This window comes from Kitasatospora sp. NPDC054939 (genome assembly GCF_053610105.1).
This window is the reverse complement of record NZ_JBSGXP010000083.1, coordinates 9,342-28,893: the sequence shown is the minus strand read 5'-3', so window position 1 is coordinate 28,893 and position 19,552 is coordinate 9,342. Positions and strand designations below refer to the sequence as shown.

At 74.4% G+C, this 19,552-nt stretch carries 4 protein-coding genes; all 4 read right to left on the bottom strand.

What is annotated here, in order from left to right; all coding sequences use genetic code 11:
- Positions 1 to 8: 8 nt before the first annotated feature.
- From ACWGB8_RS22890 to ACWGB8_RS22875, 4 genes are read right to left on the bottom strand one after another with little or no spacing between them, the layout of a single operon-like run.
- On the bottom strand, positions 9 to 11,372 hold the full coding sequence (locus ACWGB8_RS22890; RefSeq protein ID WP_452215410.1) for a hypothetical protein: 11,364 nt from the start codon (positions 11,370 to 11,372) through the stop codon (positions 9 to 11).
- The gene (locus ACWGB8_RS22885; protein ID WP_452215409.1) at positions 11,369 to 12,430 is read right to left on the bottom strand and encodes a hypothetical protein; all 1,062 of its coding nucleotides are present in this window, start codon (positions 12,428 to 12,430) and stop codon (positions 11,369 to 11,371) included. The genes ACWGB8_RS22890 and ACWGB8_RS22885 overlap by 4 nt, the downstream gene beginning before the upstream one ends.
- Positions 12,427 to 15,999 (bottom strand): hypothetical protein, encoded by a 3,573-nt coding sequence (locus ACWGB8_RS22880; RefSeq protein WP_452215408.1) that lies wholly within the window; start codon positions 15,997 to 15,999, stop codon positions 12,427 to 12,429. The genes ACWGB8_RS22885 and ACWGB8_RS22880 overlap by 4 nt, the downstream gene beginning before the upstream one ends.
- Positions 15,996 to 19,211, bottom strand: a complete 3,216-nt coding sequence (locus ACWGB8_RS22875) for a hypothetical protein (protein ID WP_452215407.1) — start codon at positions 19,209 to 19,211, stop codon at positions 15,996 to 15,998. Before ACWGB8_RS22875 ends, ACWGB8_RS22880 begins: the two co-directional genes overlap by 4 nt.
- Between the last annotated feature and the right edge of the window lie 341 nt (positions 19,212 to 19,552).

The following is a 19,552-nucleotide window of genomic DNA, read 5'->3' as shown; positions in this document are numbered from 1 at the left end:
ACACCGGCTCAGCCGTCCGAGAGTGCGGACGACAGGTGCCTGAGCTGCAGCAGGGGCCGTTTGAGTGCAGGGTCGACGGACGAGTAGAGGCTGATTCGGAAGGCCCAGGCGCCGCCCGCCGTGTCGGGCCGCTCCCGCTCGCTCCAGGCGACGAGCGCCCGGGTGAGCGTCGGGACGGTGTCGTCGTCGTAGCCGCCCACGGTCGACTGGACGACCGGCAGCAGCGCCGACACCGGTGGGGCGCCGGCGACCAGGGTGTACGCGTACCGTGCCCCGATCGCGATCGTCCGGTCGGCCGGGTCGCCGTCGAAGAGCGCGTCGAACACCGGATCGAGCGGATTGCGGTCGGGCGGATCCCAGGGGCCGATGGCGACGGCGCCGGTGATGTCGATGAACGGCACGACCGGCTCGGAGTAGCCGACTTCCGGCGTGCGGTAGACGAAGGCCGGCGCGGTGTCCGGCCAGCCCTCGCCGAGCAGCCGCGCGTTTCGGGTCACGCGGGCGGTGGCCGACGCGTTCTGGTACTCGGCGATGTGGACGCGCGGCAGGGTCAGCTCGAAGGTGAGCAACGTGAACGCCTCGACTGCCCGGTGGGGGAACGCGTAGCACCGGCAGTGATCGGCGGTGGCGGCGCACCCGCACAGGTCCGGATCGACCGGGACGAGTTCGTGGCGTTCCCCGGCCGCCGTGACGCAGACGATCCGCTCCGGCCAGCCCACCCCGCCGGTGCCGGACTCCACCGTGCGGGTCAGCCGCAGCGTGGCGTACCAGCCGTTGTCGGCGTCGAGACCGAATGCGTACCGGTACACCTCCGGTGGCAGCCCGCCGGCTGCGGCGGCGGCCACCGGAACGGGCGCGGGGCCGGCCGCCCAGTGCGTGGCCCAGGCCTGCGCGACGGCGGCGGCGAGAGTCCGGTAGGTGCCCAGCGCGTTCGTCAGGGCGGTGCGTTCGTCGGGGCCGGCGCCTTCCCAGTCGGCCAGCCCGGCGAGCAGGCGGAGCAGCGGGGCACCGACCGCGGTGTACTGCGCCAGGGCCGTGAACAGGTCGTCGGCCGGTGCGGCCGCGGGCGGAGGCGTCGGCCGGTTGTACGTGACCCGCAGTTCGACGGTGTCCTGCTCGGCCGACTGGTGCTGCACGGAGAACCGGTACGCCCAGTACGGCGCGTCGCTCAGCCCGGCGTCCGGGGCCGGGGCGTCGGCGTGCTGGTCGAGCAGGATCGGCATCGGCGGGTACGCGCGCAGCGGGATCGGGACCCGCGGCGCGCCGAGGTCGAAGTCCAGGGCGGGCGGTGAGCCGGAGACGAGCGGCGTGACGAAGGTGAGCCAGTCGGACCGGTCGTAGCCCTCGGCCTGCCGGTCGATCCCGAACTCCAGCTCGACGCCGGCGAAGTCCAGGGTGAGGTCGAGTGCGGCGTGCGCGGCCGCGTCGGGGACGGTGATCAGGAAGCCGATCTGCGCGTCGCCGTCCGCGAGCGGCACCTTGCCGTTCGACACCGTCGCGGTCCGCAGGCCTGCGGGCACGCCCCGGTAGTCGACGACCGGGTTGCCGGACAGCCGCGCGTAGAGGCCGGCCCACGGGGTCGACGCACTGGTGTCGTACTGGATGACGGCCGAGGTCGCGTAGCCGCGGGTCAGCGAGACGAGCAGTTCCTGGCGCAGTCGCTCGACGGCCGCCGCCCGCTTCGGATCGGGTCCGGTGTCCGGTGCCTCCGCGGCGAGGACGTGGTCCAGCCCATCCGCGGCGAGGACGTGGTCCAGGCCCTCCGCGACGGCGGCGGCGAGCGCCTTCTTCACGCCGACGATCCCGTCGAGCACGTCCCGGCCCAGCGCGTACGCGCCCTGGAGGTACGCGGCCGACAGCAGCAGTTCGACGTCGGCGAGGAAGGCCCGGGCCCACACCTCCAGGTCGATGCCCTGGTAGTCGCGCGGCCGGTCCTCGGTCAGCTCGCCGGTCCGGACGTCGAACCCGGGCGTGGCGACGTCCCGGCGTGCCATGAGCGTGGTGCTCAGCGGGCGCAGGCCGAAGGTGCGCGGCTGCCGGGTCCCGGCGATCTCGCACGGGGGCTCGATGCGGACGCGCTCGACACCGCCGGTGTCGAACACGACCGCCCAGACGTCGGTGTCGGACGTACCGCCCGGTGCCGTCGCCAGCCGCAGGACCGGCACGGCGCGCTGGACCTGCTCGGCGAACGCCGCCAGGGTGAGCGCGCCGTCCTGGGCCGGGTCGGCGCCCCGGTCGGCGGGGACGGCGGTCGCCGCGCGGGTCGCGGTGGCGGCGAGCGCCGGGTCGACGAGCTCGGGCTCGCGGGAGAGTTCCAGCGCGACGGTGACCGGGAAGACGGGCTCGGGGAACGACCACTGCACGCCGTCCGGTGTCGACTCCCCCAGTCGGCCGGTGAGGAGGGCGGTGGTCGGCGGGACGACCACGCGCGCACCGGCCCGCAGGAACCCGGTGTCGGCGTTGGCCGCGACGACGGCGTCCACGCCGGTCGTCACGCCGCGCCGGCGAAACCGCTCGACCAGGGCGGTGAGCGTGTCGGACGCCGCGGTCGTCTCGGTGGGTACGGTGCCGTCCCCGTCGGGCTGCCGTGCGTGCAGGACCTGCCCGGGCAGCAGCAGCCCCGGTGTGCCGGCGTTGGCGGCGAGCAGCGCGACCGCGGTGACGCCGAACGTGCGGGCGGCCTCCCGGGGCGTCACGCCGGCCTCCGCGGGCCGCCCGGGGAGCCGGCCGGGCGGGCAGACCAGCAGCGCCCCGCTCTCCAGCACGTCGGTCCGCTCGCCGATGGCGGCGGCCAGCGCCGCGAGGTCGATCGGCGGGCTGAACAGGGCGCAGACCTCGGCGAACGAGGCGGTGGCGGTCGTCGTCACGGACGTGCCGTCGACCGTGACGGTGGCACCGGACGCGACGCTGTCCGGCATCCCGGCGTTGACCGTGATCAGGTCGGCCCCGGGAAAGTGCACGGCGATGCCGGCGAGCGAGTCGCCGTCGCGGACGGTGTACGGCACCCGCAGGGCGTCCGGGTCGGCGGGCCAGGCCCACATCCCGGGCACGGCCGGTGGTGAGTCGGCCAGGACCGCGACCGGGCCGTTGTGCCGCAGCAGCGCGCCGGGTGTGGTGCCGTGGACGGCGGCGAAGTGCCCGAGCGGGTCGCCCGCCGGCACCGGTGTCGGTGTCGTGGTGAGGAACACCGGGGTGCCCGGGGTGAAGAGGTCGACGGTCGCGGTGTTCAGCGGCGCGAGGTGCCCGGGTGTCAGGCCTGCCCGGTTGTCGCCCAGGGTGTCGCCGCTCTCGACGAGGTACCCGGCGACCTCGAGGAGCGCCCCCGGTGCGAACATGCCCGGCCGGTCCGCGTTCAGCGACACCACCTGGGTCGCGTCGAACGGGACACCGAGCTCCTGGAAGGCCGCCGCGACGCCCGCCGGAGTCGCCGCGCAGCCCTGCGGGTCGGACGTGACCTCGACCTCGACGCCGTTGCAGTCGAAGACGAACCCGGGGGTGAGCAGTCCAGGACGGTCCTGATTGGCCGTCACGAGCGTCCGGAGGGAGCAGCGCAGCGCTGCCGCGAGCGCGTCGGCCGGCGGCGAGTCGGGCGGCACGACCGCGTCACGCGGCGGGGTGGCGAGTTCGACGGCCGGGTTCAGCGGCAGCACGGTGTTGTCCTCGTCGAGCAGGACCTGCTCGGGGTCGAGCGCGGGGTCGAGCGCGGGGTCGACCGCGCGGCACAGGCCGGCGATCGTGTCGCCGTTGCGGAACGCGGCGCCCACCGGTACGGCGAGTTCGTCGGCGTCGAGCATGGCGCTGACGGGCGTGTCCGCGTTCGCGGCGCCCAGCTCGTCGTAGCCGACCCCGTAGGTGGTGCAGACGGCGTCGAGGGTCGCGGCGTCGGTGGCCGGTGCGGATCCGACCGCCGTGAGCGAGCCGAGCAGCGCGTGCGCGCCGATCACGTACCGGCGCAGCACGTTCACGTCGACGGCGAGCGGGGCGGGGTCCGCACCGGGCGCCTGCTGCAGCGAGGTGCGCAGTGCGGCCCGGACGTCGGGTCGGCCGACCTGGTAGTGGACGGGTACCAGGCGGCTGCGGTCGCGCTGCGCCGCGGCGGCGGCCGCCGCGCCGGCCTCGGCCGCGCCCGGCTGGTAGGTGACGGTCTGGAGGTCGACGGCGACCGTCAGCTCCGCCAGGTCTCCGGCGGGCGCGACGCCGTACCGCAGGGTGGTCGACGGCCAGGCGCCGACGCCGATGACCGGGTCGGTGTAGCGGACGGGCACGGCGGTCTGCGCCGCGGTGCCCGACCGGTTGCCGAACACGTCCTGGAGCCACACCGAGACCCGGGTCTGCGCACCGGCGGTGATGCCTGCGTACGGGTCGGCGCCGGGGGGCGGGGCGGTGGGGACGGCTTCGGCGCGGTGGAGGGCGAACCGGCTGATGTCGACGGTCCGGGTGAGGTCCCAGACCTTCTCGGCGGCCTCGCTGGGGGCCAGGAGCCCGAGGTCGTCCGTGCCGTCGGCCGGCTTCGGGGGGACCGCCCGGCCTTCGGCGCTGCCGCGGAAGTGCGTCGTCGGGTCCAGCCGGAAGCCGAGCTGCCCGTAGAGGCGGCGCAGCAGCCCCTGCGGGCTGTCGTCGGCCAGCGGGTTGGCGAACCGTGCGGTGAAGCCGACCTGGCCGGGGTCGACCGAGGCGACCGGCTGTGCTTCGGGCGGGTCGACCGCGCGTGCTGCGAGCACGACCGAGGCCGGGTCCACCCCGTCGCCGACCACGGCGAGGTTGGTGAAGGCGTGGAGGTGCCGGTCGGGGTCCTCGCCGCACTGCGAGGAGAGCTGGACCAGGAGCGACAGTCGGGCGCGCCCGTCCTGGTCGAAGATCGTGTCGGGCACGTCGCCGCGGTACTGCATCCAGTAGCCGCCCCCGCCGACGACGCTGCACTCCCACAGCAGCGTCAGGAACCGTTCGCAGGCGGCGATGGCCGCGAAGTGCTGCCCCGAGGCGGCGTCCTGGGGAGCGGGGCCGCTGCGCGTCGCGGTGGACAGGTTGGTCTGGACGAGGAAGGTCCGGTCGGCGTCGAGCGGCGTCGAGGTCAGGCCGGGCGTGCGGCCGGGGGCGGACGGCAGCTGCCAGAGCAGGGTGAGCAGCAGGCGTTCGCCGGGCGGCGCGGGCGGGAAGGCCACGGCGGCCGGCGGCCCGGGGGCGGCCCGCACGTACGCCAGGATCTGTGCGATCCGCTGCCGGTCGGCGGCGTCCGCACCGAGGACCTCGACCGTCCCCGCGGGGCCCGGAATGCGGCGGACGGCGAAGGAGACCAGCGTCGCCCACGCGTACGAGCCGAGCTCCGTGTAACCGGCGGTTGCGCCGGTCTGCGGCGTCGTCTGCTCCAGCCGGAACGCGGAGGCGCTGCGGTCCGACCCCGCGCGGGCGATCAGGTCGCCCGGCAGCGGCCACAGCGAGGGCGGGCCCGAGGGGGCGGCGGGCAGCCGGACGGTCGTGGTCGTCCGCCACGGGATCATCTGGGTGACGGTGTGGCGCGTGCCGAGTCCGCGTGCCAGTGGCAGGGCCGAGAGCGGGCTCTCGACGACGGGCGCCAGTCCGGTCGCGGGGTAGTTCTCCCGCAGGTCGGCGGCGGTGATCGAGACGACCGCGTGTCCGGCCTCGGCGGCATCGGGCCTGATCACTCCGTCGTGCACGGCAGAGTCGGCGAAGGTCAGCCAGTCGGCGGGCAGGACCTTGTCGACGGTGACGGTGACGACCGGGTCCTCGGCGCCGGGCGGGGGCGGCGGCGGTCCGGTGACCTGCTGGCCGATCAGCTCGTAGCCGCCGGTCATCGGGCCCGTGGCGTGGTACACGCCGCCGACCCGGACCGGCGCGGGCAGGCGCAGCCCGCCCAGCATGAACCGCGCGACCTGGCCGCTCACGGTGCCCATCGCCGGGCCGGCGTGCAGGGCGGCGACGAGGTCGTCCAGCGCCATCGCGGGGACGTCGGGCACGGTGAGGCCCGGCCCGGTGGCCAGCACACCCTGGTCGTCGGCGATCCGTTCCGCGAGGTCCTCCAGCCCGAGCCCGTACGTCTGGGCCAGCGTCAGCAGGGTGAGGCCGGCGGTCGTCGTGCCGACCGCGCCCGGTACCTCGACCGTGGCCAGCGGGACGAGCGCGTCCGCGGCGGCGACCCGGGGTTCGAACAGCGCGTCGGGGAGCAGGAGCCGGTCCTGGAGCGAGCGGAGCGTGTCGTGGGGCAGGATCACGGCCGCGGCGTCGGCCGGGAGCCGGACACCGTCCGGGTCCGCCGGCCGGTTCGCCGCGCGTACCGCCTCCAGCCAGTCGGCGAACGGCGTGCCGGGCACGACGTTCTGGATCAGGGCGGCGTACGCGGCGACGTCGAGGACGGTGTCGCCCGGCAGGGTGGCCCAGGTGGTGGTGGCGGTGCGCTGGTAGCCGTCGGGCACCCGGAGCGTCGGGGGCAGCGGGTGCGCCGGGTCGTCGTTGAGCCGGTCGATCGCCTGCTGGTACCAGGGGGCGAGCGGCACCTCGGTCGGCAGGACCGACCCGAGTCGCACGTAGAACGCCGCCGCGGTGTGGTCGACGGACAGTCCGGCGTGGACGAATCCGGGCAGCGGCACGGTCGCGCCGGTGCGCAGCAGCGGGGTGGTGTCGCGCAGGTGGGCGAGCAGCGCGCTCGGATCCGCCCGGTAGGTGTCGGCCAGCCCACCGAGCGTGCGGCCCGCGCCGAGCTGTACCGGCAGGGTGCCGAGGGAGACCGCGGTGTCCGCGGCGACGGGCCGGTCGGGGTTGGCGAGGGCGATGGACTGCGGTGTGACGCCGAGCGTGACCGTCAGGGTGTCGCCTGCCCGGGCGGCGGCCAGCCGGTCGGGCAGGCCGGGGTTCAGCGCCAGCAGTTCGGCGGCCGAGACGCCGAGGGAGGACGCGACGTGGTCCGCGCTGTCCCGGCCGGCGACCTCGTAGGGCGTGGTGGTGGTCGCGAAGCCCGCCGCGATGGAGCGGAGCGAGTCCGTCTCCGTCACCTCGTGGGGGTAGGCGGTCAGCAGGTTCACGGCGGCCTGTACGGTCGCGCGGGCGACCATGCGCAGGTAGTCGCGCAGGACGAAGGTCGCCATCGACTCACCGGGCTCGTCCGCCCGGGCCGCGGAGGAGGGGCGCTCGCCCGGCGGGACCGGGTCCAGCTCGGCGAAGTAGGCGATCGCCTCGGCCTCGTACGTGGCGTCGATCGGCCGGTGGGTCGCGAAGTCGCGGTCCCGGTCGGCCGGGTCCGGCAGGCCGGTCGAGGTCCACTTCAGCACCGGGATCATCGGGAACGGGGTGCCCGAGACGTCCTCCGGGGTGCCGCCCGTCGGGGTGCCGCCGACCCGGACGTGAAGGTTGTTGGCCAGGAACCCCTGGATGTTGGCCCAGGTGAAGCCCGCGTTCTCGGCCTCGGCGAGGGCCAGTTGTCCCACCAGCTCGCGGAGGGCGTCGAGCGTGACGGTCGGCGGGGTGGCGCCGAGCGCGTCGACCGACCAGCGCAGCAGGCCGTCGGCGAGCCGGTTGAAGGAGGTGTCGGCGGGTGTGGCGGCGCGCGGGTGGCGCGACACGTCGGGCCGTTCGGCCTGGGCGATGGTGACCGCGTCCACCGGGACGGCGTTGTCGGCGATCAGCATGACGACGAGGCGGTGGTCGGGCTCGTCGTTCGCGGGCGGCGTCCGGCCGGTCCAGTCGACCGGGACGTTGGCGATCGTGTAGGCGGGGAGGAGCGTCAGGTGAAGGGTCTTCGCCAGGCCGTCGGGGAAGACGTGCACGTCCGGGTCGAAGTGCAGCCGGTAGGACGGCTGTTCGGCTTCCGCCGGCGCTGCGGTCGCGCGCGGGGCGGTGAGGCCGCGTCGGGCGGCGCCGGGAGCGAGTCGCCACGGCGGCGTGCTGTCGGAGCCGATCGTGAACGAGGTCTCCAGGCTCAGCGCGAACGAGAACGAGACCTTGACGAAGAGGATCTTCACGCTGGCGCTGGCCCGGACCGAGAGGTTCAGCGCCACGACGGTCGCACGGTGCGCGGCCAGCTCGACGGTCGCCATCGCGGAGATCTGCAGGTTGAGGTCGATCCGGACGACCTTGAAGTCGACCGTCGCGTACAGCGTGCCGACGATGCCGACCGTGCCGCGGCAGGCGTAGTAGAGCTCGGTGCTCCGGCCGCCCTCGTCCGGGTGGAACCACGCCAGTACGCCCTCGAAGATCACCACGAGGTTGACGGTCAGGTCGGCCTTGAGCGGGCCGCGTTGGAAGGTGCGTCCGACGCCGATGGACAGGCCCACCCCGAGTTCGAGGACCGGGCTGAACGTCCCATCGGTGATCCGCGGAACACGGCTGGAGGTGGCGCCGTTCAGCACACCGAAGTAGAGGCCGCCCCGTCCGTTGAAGAGGCCGGCCTCGATCGCGAACGACCGGGTGAAGTCGCGGTCGGTCGGGAATCCGAGGTCGACCCGGAAGTTGCCGTTGGTGTAGATGTCGACGGTGATCACGCCGAGCGTCACGGACACCGCGCCGAACTGCAACTGCCGGTAGGCGTCGGGAATCTGCAGCCGTGCGTGGAAGACCCCGATGTCGTCGGTGACCTTCTTGTACAGCAGCTCGACGCTCAGCCCGGCGAGTGAGCCCGCCCGCGATCCGCTCAGCGCGAGGAGGGCGCCGTAGAGGTCCGGGTCGTGCATCACCAGCTTGATCGCGACGGTGTCCAGGAACGTCGCGTCCATCCCGAACAGCCACTGGCCGGACGGGTCGAACACCGTCGTCGCCGGGTCGATCGGCGGTTTGCCGGCGGCCGGATCGACGGGGCGCATCGCCTGGACCATCGCGTCGACGACCTCGGCGATGCCGGCGTACCCGGTGAGGTTCCTCGGCGAGACGTGCTGCCCGAGGCCGAGGTAGCGCAGCGAGAACAGCTGCTGTCCCAGGCCGGCGGGCTGGGGCGGCGCCTGGGTGACCGGATCCCAGGTCAGCGGCTTGGCCGTGGTGTCGCCGAGCAGTTGGGCGTCGAGCACGACGTTCACCGCCGGGCTGCCGGTCGAACGGTCGTAGCTCAGGCCGACGGAACGGATCCTGACGAATCCGAGGTCCAGGCTCAGGTCGTGCCGGACGGCGACCGTCTGCCTGGTCGGGTCGATCGTCAGCTCCAGCCCGGTCAGGTCGATGCTGTTCAGGAAGTCCCAGGGCGGGTCGAGCCGGAACGTCGCGTTCGGGTTGACCAGTGAGACGAGGTCGGTGATCAGCTCGCCGAGCGTGCCGGTGAGACGGACGGCGAGGGTCCGGTGCCGGTCGGCCCCCTCGCCGGTCCAGGAGGTCGCCGCGCTCAGGGACACGTCGCGGTAGGCGAGGGTGAAGGTGTAGTCCTTGCCCGCGTCGGTGACCGACACGGAGGCGGTGACCTCGAACCTGTTGATCGTGAAGCTGCCCGACAGGCTGCCGGTCAGGACCGTCTGCGGATCCACCAGCGCGGTGTCGCGCAGCGCGATCGCGAGGTGTTCGTCCGCCGGCGTGGTGCGCAGCCTGCGCTGGATGTCCGCGGTCAGGCGCAGTCGGAGCTCCATGCCGAGCAGCGTCTGCGGGACCGCCACCCGGAGCGTGCCGGCGGCGGAGTACGGCGTGCCCGGGGCCGTACTGAACCGGACGTCGAGTCCGCTGAGTTCGATCGCGATCTCGTTCACCCAGGCCGGCGGCTGCTGGGCCAGCAGGCCGTAGACCAGCCGCGGCAGGTCGACGGTTCCGGCCAGCGTCGCGCTGAACTCCCAGGCCCCGCTGCCCGGGTAGCGGACCTGGGCGAGCAGCCCGATCGCGTCGGAGTCGGGAACGGCGATCTCGCCCCTGCCGAGGAGCAGGCCGGAGACCGCGTTCGCTGAGACCCTGACCTGCAGTTGCAGCCCGGTCAGTGCGAAGGTGACGTGGCCGGCCTCGACCGGCCATGCTCCGCCCAGGGTCAGCCCGGCCGCGAACACCTTCTGCGGCAGGGACGCGTCCATGGTCAGCGACTCGCAGCGCAGGTCCGCGTCGATGGGCGGGCCGTCGCTGCCGAAGAAGGCCCGGAAGGCCTCGGAGATCGGGAGGTCGAACGGCGCCTCGGTGAAGGCCGAGAACCCGAGGTCGGGCAGCGACAGCCGGACGGTCACGACGATGTCGTCGAAGCGGCCGCGGGTCGGCGGCCCGGGTGCCGGGCGTTCGCCGACGGGCGCCTGGGCACCGAGCGAGGAGGCGGACTTCTGTCCGAACCGCATGGTCCCGAAGACCACCCCGGTGATCCCGGGCGGGCCGTCCGATCCGAAGTCGACCGTCCACTGGGTGCCGACCTGGTCGAGGGTCAGGAACGGCACCGGCGGGTCCCACGGCTCGGCGGAGACGACGGTGACCGAGGCGTACGCGAGGCCCGGCCCGCCGAGGCCGATCGGCACGATGCCGAAGCCGACGTCCCGGAGGCGGAACAGGTCGAGCGGCGCGATGCCGCTCGGAAGGGCGAAGCCGCCCGGCCCCGCTCCGGTCATGGCGACCAGCGCCCGGACGGCGCCTTCGAGCCCGAGCGGGGGTGTCAACCCGACGGCCAGCGGCCAGATGTAGTCGCCGATCAGGAGGGGGCCGCTGACGGTCGCCGTGCGCACCGGCTCGGTCGGCAGTGTCACCTCGGCGAACAGCAGGGCGGCCGAGCGGCGCGCGCCCGGTTCGGGCAGCGGATACGGGTCGCGGTAGTCGGTGGTGAGCACCAGGCCGACGGACGAGACCTCCAGGTCGGCCAGTCGCAGCCGCACGCCGGGCGCCACGGCGCGCAGCTCGATGACCGGCGGCCCGTCGGCGGGGAACGTCACGGGCCCGTCGACGGGCAGGCGGTCGCCGAGGAGGTCCGCGTAGCCGGCGAGGAGGTCGCTTCCGGGCACCGCGTCGCTGCCGCGCATCAGCAGGGTGCCCGACAACCGCAGCGGTGTGTCGGGCGACCCGTTGTCGGCCGTGATGGCGGGCTGGTCGAGGACGAGCGGGCCCAGCACGCCGGCGCCGACGACGAGCCCGCCGCGTCCGCCCTCGGGTTGGCGCCGGCTGTCCGGCAGGTCGCCGAAGGCCGCCCGGAAGGTCCAGGGCTCGGCCGCGGCCGTGCCCGTGAGTTCGAGGACCATCGCCGCCCGGTCGGTCCCGGCCCGCGGTGTGCCGGTGATCCGCAGGCTCCAGGGGGTGTTGAGGTAGCTGGTGGTGCCGGTCAGCACGACGCCCTGCGGCCCGGGGGACGCGCGGCCGTCGCGGACCTCCAGGCCGTCGACTCCGAGCGAGGCCAGGAGGGGGCCGGTCCCGGGCGGCGCGGCGTCGGCGGACAGGACGCCGTCGGCCACGGCGGCCCGGAACGCGCGGTGGATCTCCTCGACCGTCACGGGGCGTCCCCTGCTCGGATCCGGGCGACCGCAGGGCGCAGCCGGGACGTGACCACGACATCGCCGTGCGTCTCCTGCCGGCCGAGGGTTCTGACGGTGGTCCTGATCTCCTTCGTCGTCTCCCGGGTCTGCCAGGTGCCCGTCTCCGTGCCGGTCCCGGGCAGGTCGTAGGACACGTAGGTGTGCGGGTCCGCGTCCTCCAGGCCGTCCGAGAATGCGGCGAGGGTCGCGCTGAGCGGATCGAGGGAGGCGTTCATCAGACCGGCACTCACCCAGAGGCCCGTCGGCTTGATCGCTTTCGCGAAGTCCTTGACGGTCTTCCACCGCGGCGGGGTCTGCGGACTCGACAGGAGGTCGATTACCGCGCTCTCCAGTACGCCGTACTGCGGTAGTTGGAGGATGCGCTTCGGCGACAGCTTCCGCTGCAGTCCCCCGATCGCGGTGATGGCGCTCATGAGCTCGTAGGTCAGCCCGCCCGGCAGGGTGACGGTGAGCCTCGTGTTGTCGATGACCAGGACGGTGGCGTTCACGAACGGCCGGTTGTCCGACGCCAGGATCCGGAAGTAGGTGCCGTTGTGCTCGGCGATCCAGCTCAACTCCCCGTCGGCGTTGCGGTAGTCGCTCTGCCGGTCGGCGGCGTACTGCACCCGGCCCAGGTTGAAGCGCAGGCGCAGGAAGAAGGTCGCGATGGTGTCCGGAGGTGCACCCTCCGGCTTGGCACCCGCGACGAACGCGCTCAGCACCCTGGCACCGATCCGTTCCAGGCGCTCGCCGAGCTCGTCGAGCAGACTGAGGCTCGACTGCTGGAGGCTGGTGAGGACGACGAGGTTGAGCAGCTTGCGGTACCTGGCCGCGACCTTGGTCGTGATGTAGTCCAGCGACGCCTGCGCGTAGCCGCTCTCGCCCCCGCAGTTGACCAGCGCGAGGAAGTCGGCCTCCGGCTGCTCCACTCCCTCGTTGTAGATCTCGACGAACGCCAGCTGGCCCTGGCCGCACCACAGCAGCCTCACCACCGTCAGGGGGTTCTGCTTCTCCCTCGGGGCCTTCCCCACCGTCATCCCTTCCTTCCGGAGCGCAGCGCCGCCGGGACCGGCGGGGGTGGCGGGCGCTTCGGGTCGGCGGCCGACGCGTACGCGAGGTACCAGCCGACCTTCGACGCGGCGCCCTGGTCGGGGTTGCCGAACAGGATCACGTCGTTGTGGCCGGGCGGGAAGGCCAGCCCGAGCAGCCGCAGCGCGAAGTCGCGCAGGCGGAGCGTGTACGTCCGCGGCTTGTCCGGCTCCTCGTCGACGAGGAACTCCACCGAGCGGAATCCCATGGTGACGACGCCCTGCAGCGGCAGGTCGACCCCGAGCACCCCGTCGGCCCCGGGCAGCCGCACGCCCAGGTAGATCGCCGGTTCGGTGCCGCCCGCGCCCGGGCTCCACGCGACGAGGACCTGGATGGCGAGCGCCTTGCTCCCGGCGAGCGCGCCGAGCGAGCCGAGGTCCACGGTGTAGTCCAGCCCGTACCAGGGCTGGGTGAGCTCGGACTGGTCGAGTGGCGCGGTGACGGAGACGTAGCCCAGGTCCGCGGGTGTCTGCGGCGGTGGCGGCGGGCCCGTGGCGAGCTGCGGGTCGGGCGTGGCGACGAGTCCGTTCAGCCCGATCGGGAAGCGGGCGGCCAGCGACCGGGCGCGCGGCCTGCTGTTCGCCGCGTCGACGGACAGGTTGCCGTCCTTCAGCGTGAACCGGGTCGTCCCGGCGGGATCGCCGAGGTCGAACGACATGGCGACGGCGAGGCCGCCGAAGCGGAGGTAGCCGTCCTCCCCGGCCGCGTCCTCCCCCCAGCAGAACGGGTCGAACCCGGCCGGCTCGTAGAAGCGCAGGTTGCCCGCCAGCTGGAAGACGGCGTCGACGGTCGCCCTGCCCGACGCCGGGTCCGCGGCCTTCGCGGTGACGAGCTGTGTCGACAGCAGTTCGACGCTCCGGAGTACCGGTGCGTCGAGTCGGAAGGTGTTCTGCCCGGCCATCGAGAACACGTAGGTGTCGTGCGTCGTGCCGTCGGGCAGCTGTTGGCGCTGGAGCGCCCCGTCGAGGACGATGTTGTTCCCGCGGGTGGTCGGCAGCAGCCGCGCGGGCGCCCCGAACAGGCGGTTGACGAGCAGTTCGACCCGGCTGGTGAACGTCGTGACGACGGAGTTGCGCACGCCGACCGTGAGGTGCAGCACGCGGAACGCGAAGTGGACGTTCTCGCTGAAGTACTGGTCCTCGGGGTTCCGGTAGTCGATCAGCCCGAACATCGCCGAGCGTTCGAAGACCAGGGTGCGGTCTGCGAGCCGGTACGGCGTCAGCGACAGTCCGACGTGGTGCGCGACGAACCCCGCCGGGTCGATCCCGGCGGCGAGCACCTGGAGCTCGTCGGGGAGTTGGTCCAGCGGGACCTCCGCGGACAGGGCCAGCACCCCCGTCCAGTCCGGGTCGTCCACGACCTGCAGGAACGAGGCGTAGGGCGACCCGGCCGGCGCGTTCCGCGCCGTCTCGACGACACCGCGGATCGCCGCCTGGGCGTCGGCCGGCCGGCCGGTGCGGGAGGCCGCCGCGGGCCACGCCCAGGTCGACACGTCCGCCAGCAGCTCGGCGATGCTGCGGCCGAGGGCGAACTTGACGATGAGGTACGTCGATGCCCGCCAGCTGTCCGGGGAGAGCCGGAACGGCCACCCGCCGGCCACCGGGGTGAGACGCCCGCCGTACCGGAGGAAGACCGCCCGCTCCGCGTCGGTGATCCCGGCACACGCGTCGGCCAGCGCGGCGACGAACGCCGTACGCGTGCCGTACACGGTGTCGCGCATCGCCGCGCGCACCGCGTCGAGGACGTCCTGCGGCACGCCGCCGCGCTCGACCGGGACGGTGGCGATGACGTCGAGCGTCGCCGTGGTGAGCTCGTACGCGACCGAGCCGAAGCGGTGGAACTCGGCCGGGTCGCCCAGGACCAGGAAGAGGTTGTTGGTCTGCATCGCCTGCCGGAACGGGCCGGTGACCGTGGTGAACCGCAGGTCCGGCTCGGCCGCCGCGTCCCCGTCGTGGCCGATGCCGAGCCAGTTCCAGGTGGCGTCGGAGGCCAGCCCGACGGCCAGCCCCTGCGGCGTCACCGCCACGGTCGGCGCGGCTTCGGCCGCCGACGCGCCGTTCGCGCCGCTGATGCCGCTGGTGCCGATGCCGCCGTTCTTGCCGTTCTCGCCGTTCTCGCCGGGCAGCAGGACCGCGCGGCGGGTCGGTGCGATCGCGAGTTGCTCGACCGCGACCGCGGCGGGGACCGCGTCCTCGGCGAGCCCGTGGAAGGGCGCCATCGGGAAGGGCGTGCGGGCCGCCGTCGCGGCCGGCACCTCAAGGAAGTCCAGCAGGTCGACCCCGCCCTCCGCGGCCGCCGAGCCGACCGTGTACAGCGGCGCGTCCTCCGGCTGGCTGTAGTACGTGACCGCGCCGGCGCCCTCGGCCCGGTCGACCGACACCCATGACGTGGTCCCGTGCGACGTGAGCGAGGCGGCGCCGGTCCGATCCGGGCCGAGCGGCGCGTAGGCCGGCTGCCCGGGCAGGAACGACACCGTGCAGCCCTCGGCGGGCAGACCGAGGTACTCCAGGCCCGACAGGCCGCACAGGACACGGGCCCCCGCGGTCGCGGTCCCGACGGCGAACGGCCCGTCCGGGACGAGGTAGTAGCCTGTGTTCGCCCGCTCGTCGGCGAGGTACGGCGCGAGGCCGAACACCAGCCGGGCCGGGCCCGTCGTACTCGGTCCGGCGGCGAGCGGACGCAGGTCCACGCCGTGGCCGAGCACCGTGGCGTACCCGGACGGCAGCGCCGGCGGGTCGCCCCCGCCCGTCGTGCACGCGAAGAAGCCGAGCGAGGTGCGCTCACCGTCGAGGGGCCGCAGCGGATCGATCTGCGCGTGGAACTCCAGTCCGACGCCGTCCGGTTGGCGGACGACGGCGAACCGGACGGCCCTGACGACACCCTGCTCCCCCGGTGTGAAGAAGCGCAGTCCGGCGCCGAGCCCGGCGAACGCGTCACCGCCGCCGCCCGGCGCGTCGACGACGAACCGCCACGCCCCGGTGTGCCCGGCCTCCATGCAGAGGAGCGTGGTCGTAAGCCGGGCGGGGAAGCGGGCGGTCGGCGCGTACAGGGTGGCGGCGGACCGGCCGGCCCCGTCGGCGACGGCGAAGCCCCATCCCGCCTCGGTGTCCCCGGGAGCGACCTCCCCGCCTCCGGCCAGGACGAGCTGGTAGTCGGCCAGTTGGAAGGTCGCCCCGTCCGCCACCCACGTCCCGTCCGGGCCCGCCCGTCCGGTCAGCTCGGTCGTCACCCACGCGGTCGGCGGCGCCGCCGGGTCGGTGACCCAGAGGAAGCGCGGTGGCCCCTGGGGCGCGTAGTGGTCGAGCCAGGTCCGCAACGCCGCCGCGAACCCCGTCGCGTCCGCGGCCGGCGCGCCGAGGAAGACGTAGGCACCACGGCCGTCCTCCCACGTCCGGGTCAGCGTCGGCCGGTCGCCGAGCTCGTCCGGGTCGGAGGCGAGGAAGGCCGCCACGCGGTCCGTCGGATCCGCCCAGTAGAGCGCCGTCCGACCGGCGCGGGTGAACGCGGGCTCCGTCATCGGCCGGGGCCGGTGGCGAGATCGAGGCGATCACCGTGCAGGAGCGGCAACCCGAGCGCGGCCGGATCACGCGGCTCCCACCCCGTGACGACCGGCCAGTCACCGGCCGGCCCGTCGGTGAGCGCCGCCGCCGTACGGGGCCGGCGCATCCGCACGCCGCTCAGCGGTACGGGGACGGCCGCCGGACGCCGGCCCTCGCTCGCGAGCACGTTACCGAGCGTGGTGCCCGCCGGCACCAGCCGGGGTTCGCCGTTCACGCTGATCCGCACCATCGCGCGGACCACCGCGCGCCCGCGCAGGTAGGCCGCGGCGACGCCGCCGCCGGGAGGGTCCTGCCGGCGGACGTTCTCGGTGGCCGCGTCCAGCGCCCCGAGTGTGGCGGCCGCCAGCAGGACGGCGTTCTGCTGGGGCCACAGCGAGCCCGGCGCGGTCGTCGGCAGCAGCGTCCTCGGGTAGACCAGGCGCGCGTACGGCAGCCGCAGCGCCTTCGCGAACAGGTCGAACGCGCCCCCGCTGCCGTACAGCTGCCCCTGCCGGTCGGACGGCGTCGACGGGTTCGGCACGTCGACGCCGCCCTGCAGCGCGAGCTGGGCGAGGAAGGCGTCCAGGCTGCTCGCCCAGGTGCCCGCGTTGTCGTAGGAGGCCACCTCGTAGTCGGCGACGGCGGCCGTGACGAACCCGGACAGCGGGTCGCCCTGGGTGCCCGGCACGATCTGGTAGTCCTCGTACTCGACGCGCAGCACGATGCCCGGACGCAGGTCGAAGCAGCCGCGGTCGAACCGCAGCCCGTAGGCGAAGTACAGCGTCTCGGCGAACGTCTGCGGCGCCGACCGCGACACCGCCTCGGTGAGCGCCGCGACCCCGTACGGGGTGATCCCGAGCGGCTGCAGCCTGGCGAGCAGCGCCGACCACGCGGCGATCACGTCGGGGCGGTCGGTGAAGTCCCACATCGGGCTGGTCGCCGGGATCAGCAGGAGGTACGCGTACGGCCCGCAGTCGGCCGGCGACAGGACCAGGCCGAGCGGCAGCTCGACCTCGTCGGACTGCGGGGTCGCGAACAGCTCCGGGAGTCCGAGCGTGATGTCGGCCGCCGTCAGCACCGGACCGAGCTGCGGCGCGACGTACGAGGGGCCGATGAACAGCGCCTCGGTGAACACCGGGACGGGCTCCGACGGCGCCCCGACCGCCAGGGCCGCGAGCGCCCGGACGACGACCGCGGTGGAGGTGTCGTCGATCTCCACCGGCCAGCTGCCGCAGGTCGCCGCGGTGTCCCCGAGCGTGGTCACGGCCGCGCCGACGACCGTGCCGACCCGGTAGCCGTCGACGAGCGGCGAGGGCAGATCGTCCCAGCACACGCGCAGCTCGGCGCCGTCGTAGGCCACGGTGACGCCGGTCGGTGCGACGGTGAGCAGGGCCGCGGCGGCACCGGGTGGGCCGACGGCGACGCCGGCCAGTCCGCGCAGAGCGATCGTGGCGGTGTTGGGGACGCCGTCCGGCAGCGTCAGGACGACCGGATCGCCGGTGGCCGGCCGGACCCCGAGCTCGACCTCGGCGCCGTCCCAGCGCACCACGGGCTGCACACCGGTCAGCGGCGGCGCGTCCGGTGCGGTGAACGCCAGCGTCACGCACCGGTCGGCGCCGACGGCCACGCCGGTCAGCCGCGGCCCGACCGTGACCAGGTCCAGAGCCGTCACCGGCCCCCTCGCCACGCCGGCGACCTGGGCGACGGTGGCCAGGTCGGAGGTGAGCGGCAGGTCGGCGGACTGACCCTGCGCCAGGAGACCGGTGTCGCCGACCGCGGCTCGGAAGCTCCCGTCCGGCGGCCCTGCCCAGGCCAGGGCCACCCGGCCGCCGTCGGCGCGGGCGAGGGTGAAGCCGACCGGCCCGGTGGGCACGGGCAGCGGCACGGACCACGGCCCGGTCGCCACGCCGTCGACCCCGCGGACGGCGACGGCGACGGCGCCCTCCGGCACGGTGAAGACGGCGGTGCCGTCCGGGCCCACCTGCTGGGGCGCACCCGGAACCCCGTCCACGGACAGCACCGCCTCGATCGCCACCCCCTCGGCCAGCCCACCGGCCGACGCGGCCACCACGAGGTCCTCGTCGCAGACCACCGACGTGACCGCCGGCACGGCCGGTACGACCGGGGCCGTCACCGCCGGACCGACCGAGCGCCCGACCCGCCCGCGGACCGACACCGCGTACGCCGCGCCGCACGGCAGCGGCTGCGGGACGGCGATGAGCAGCGTCGGGCCGGGGCCCAGGCTCTCCCGGTGAACCGGTACGCCGTCGCGGAACAGGACGGCGTCGTACCCGGTGGGTGCGAAATCCGGAGGCTCCACGTCGATCGAGACCGTCGCGCCGTCCGACGTCACCGTGGTGACGGCCGGAGCCGTGAGCAGGATCGGGAGCGAGGCCGACGCCGGACCGGACCCGGCCCTGCCGACGGCCTGGACGACGACCCGGTAGGCACCGGCGTCGGTGACACCGGGCTCCGACTCGACCGTCGTGGCGGGTGCGTCGACCTCGACGGCCGGGAGGAACACCCCGTGATCGTTCACCACGGTGATCCGGTAGGCGTCCGCGGCGGGGACGGCGCTCCAGGCCACCGAGAGCAGACCGGCGTCGAACGCGACCGCGCGCAGCTCGGGCCGCTCGGTCGGTACCGCGAAGCCGGGCCCGTCCGGGCCGATGGACACCACTCCCTCGACCGTTCGGACGCGGGCGAGCGCGGCCGCCGCGGTCGCGCCCGCCGGTGGTGGCTGCTCCAGGACGAACGAACCTCCCGCGACCGGGGCCTCCGGGGCCGACGCGGTGCCGTTGACCACGAGCCGCACCAGGAAGTCGTCGGTGTCCGCGGCCTTCCAGGACAGCGTCAGGGATCCGCTCACCGGATCCGTCTCGGCCCGCTCGATCGGGAAGGTGTCGGTGACGACCGTGACCGCGGGAGAGAGCGTCGGCCCCGAAGCGAGGACGTACATCGCGATCCGGGCCCGGTAGGTCTCACCCGGCACCGTGGAGAGGGGCAGTGCGGCATCGGTCGCCGCCCCGGCCCACGCCTCCGCGACCGTGCGGCCCTCGTTCACCACCTGCGCCACGTACGTCACCCCGGCGTTGGGCTGCCCGGGCCCGCTCCAGGAGACGGTCAGAACGCCGCTGTCGTACCGCAACCGCCTGATCGCCGGGGGCTGTACGCCGCTCGGTCCGTCCATGAGCCGCCTCCAGCTGCCGACGAGTGTGCCGCCGTCGGCACCACGACCCGCCGGCGGTAGGTGCGACCGGGAGTCCCGACCCGCGGAGCACCCTCGTCGGCATCGTTCGAGATCCGGCCAGACGGCCGTTCTAGCAGCACGACGCATCCGAACCATCGCGACGGGACGCCGTGTCCCGCACCCGGCCGGACAGTCCGCCCGGCTGGAGCAGTGGCGGGAGCAGGGATGTCGGACCTTCGAAGAGCCGGCGGACGACATCGGCGATCGGGCGCTGCACCGTTGCCGTCGGGCAGGATGAGCGCCATGGACGCCTACGTGAGCCCGGCACTCGAAGAACTCGG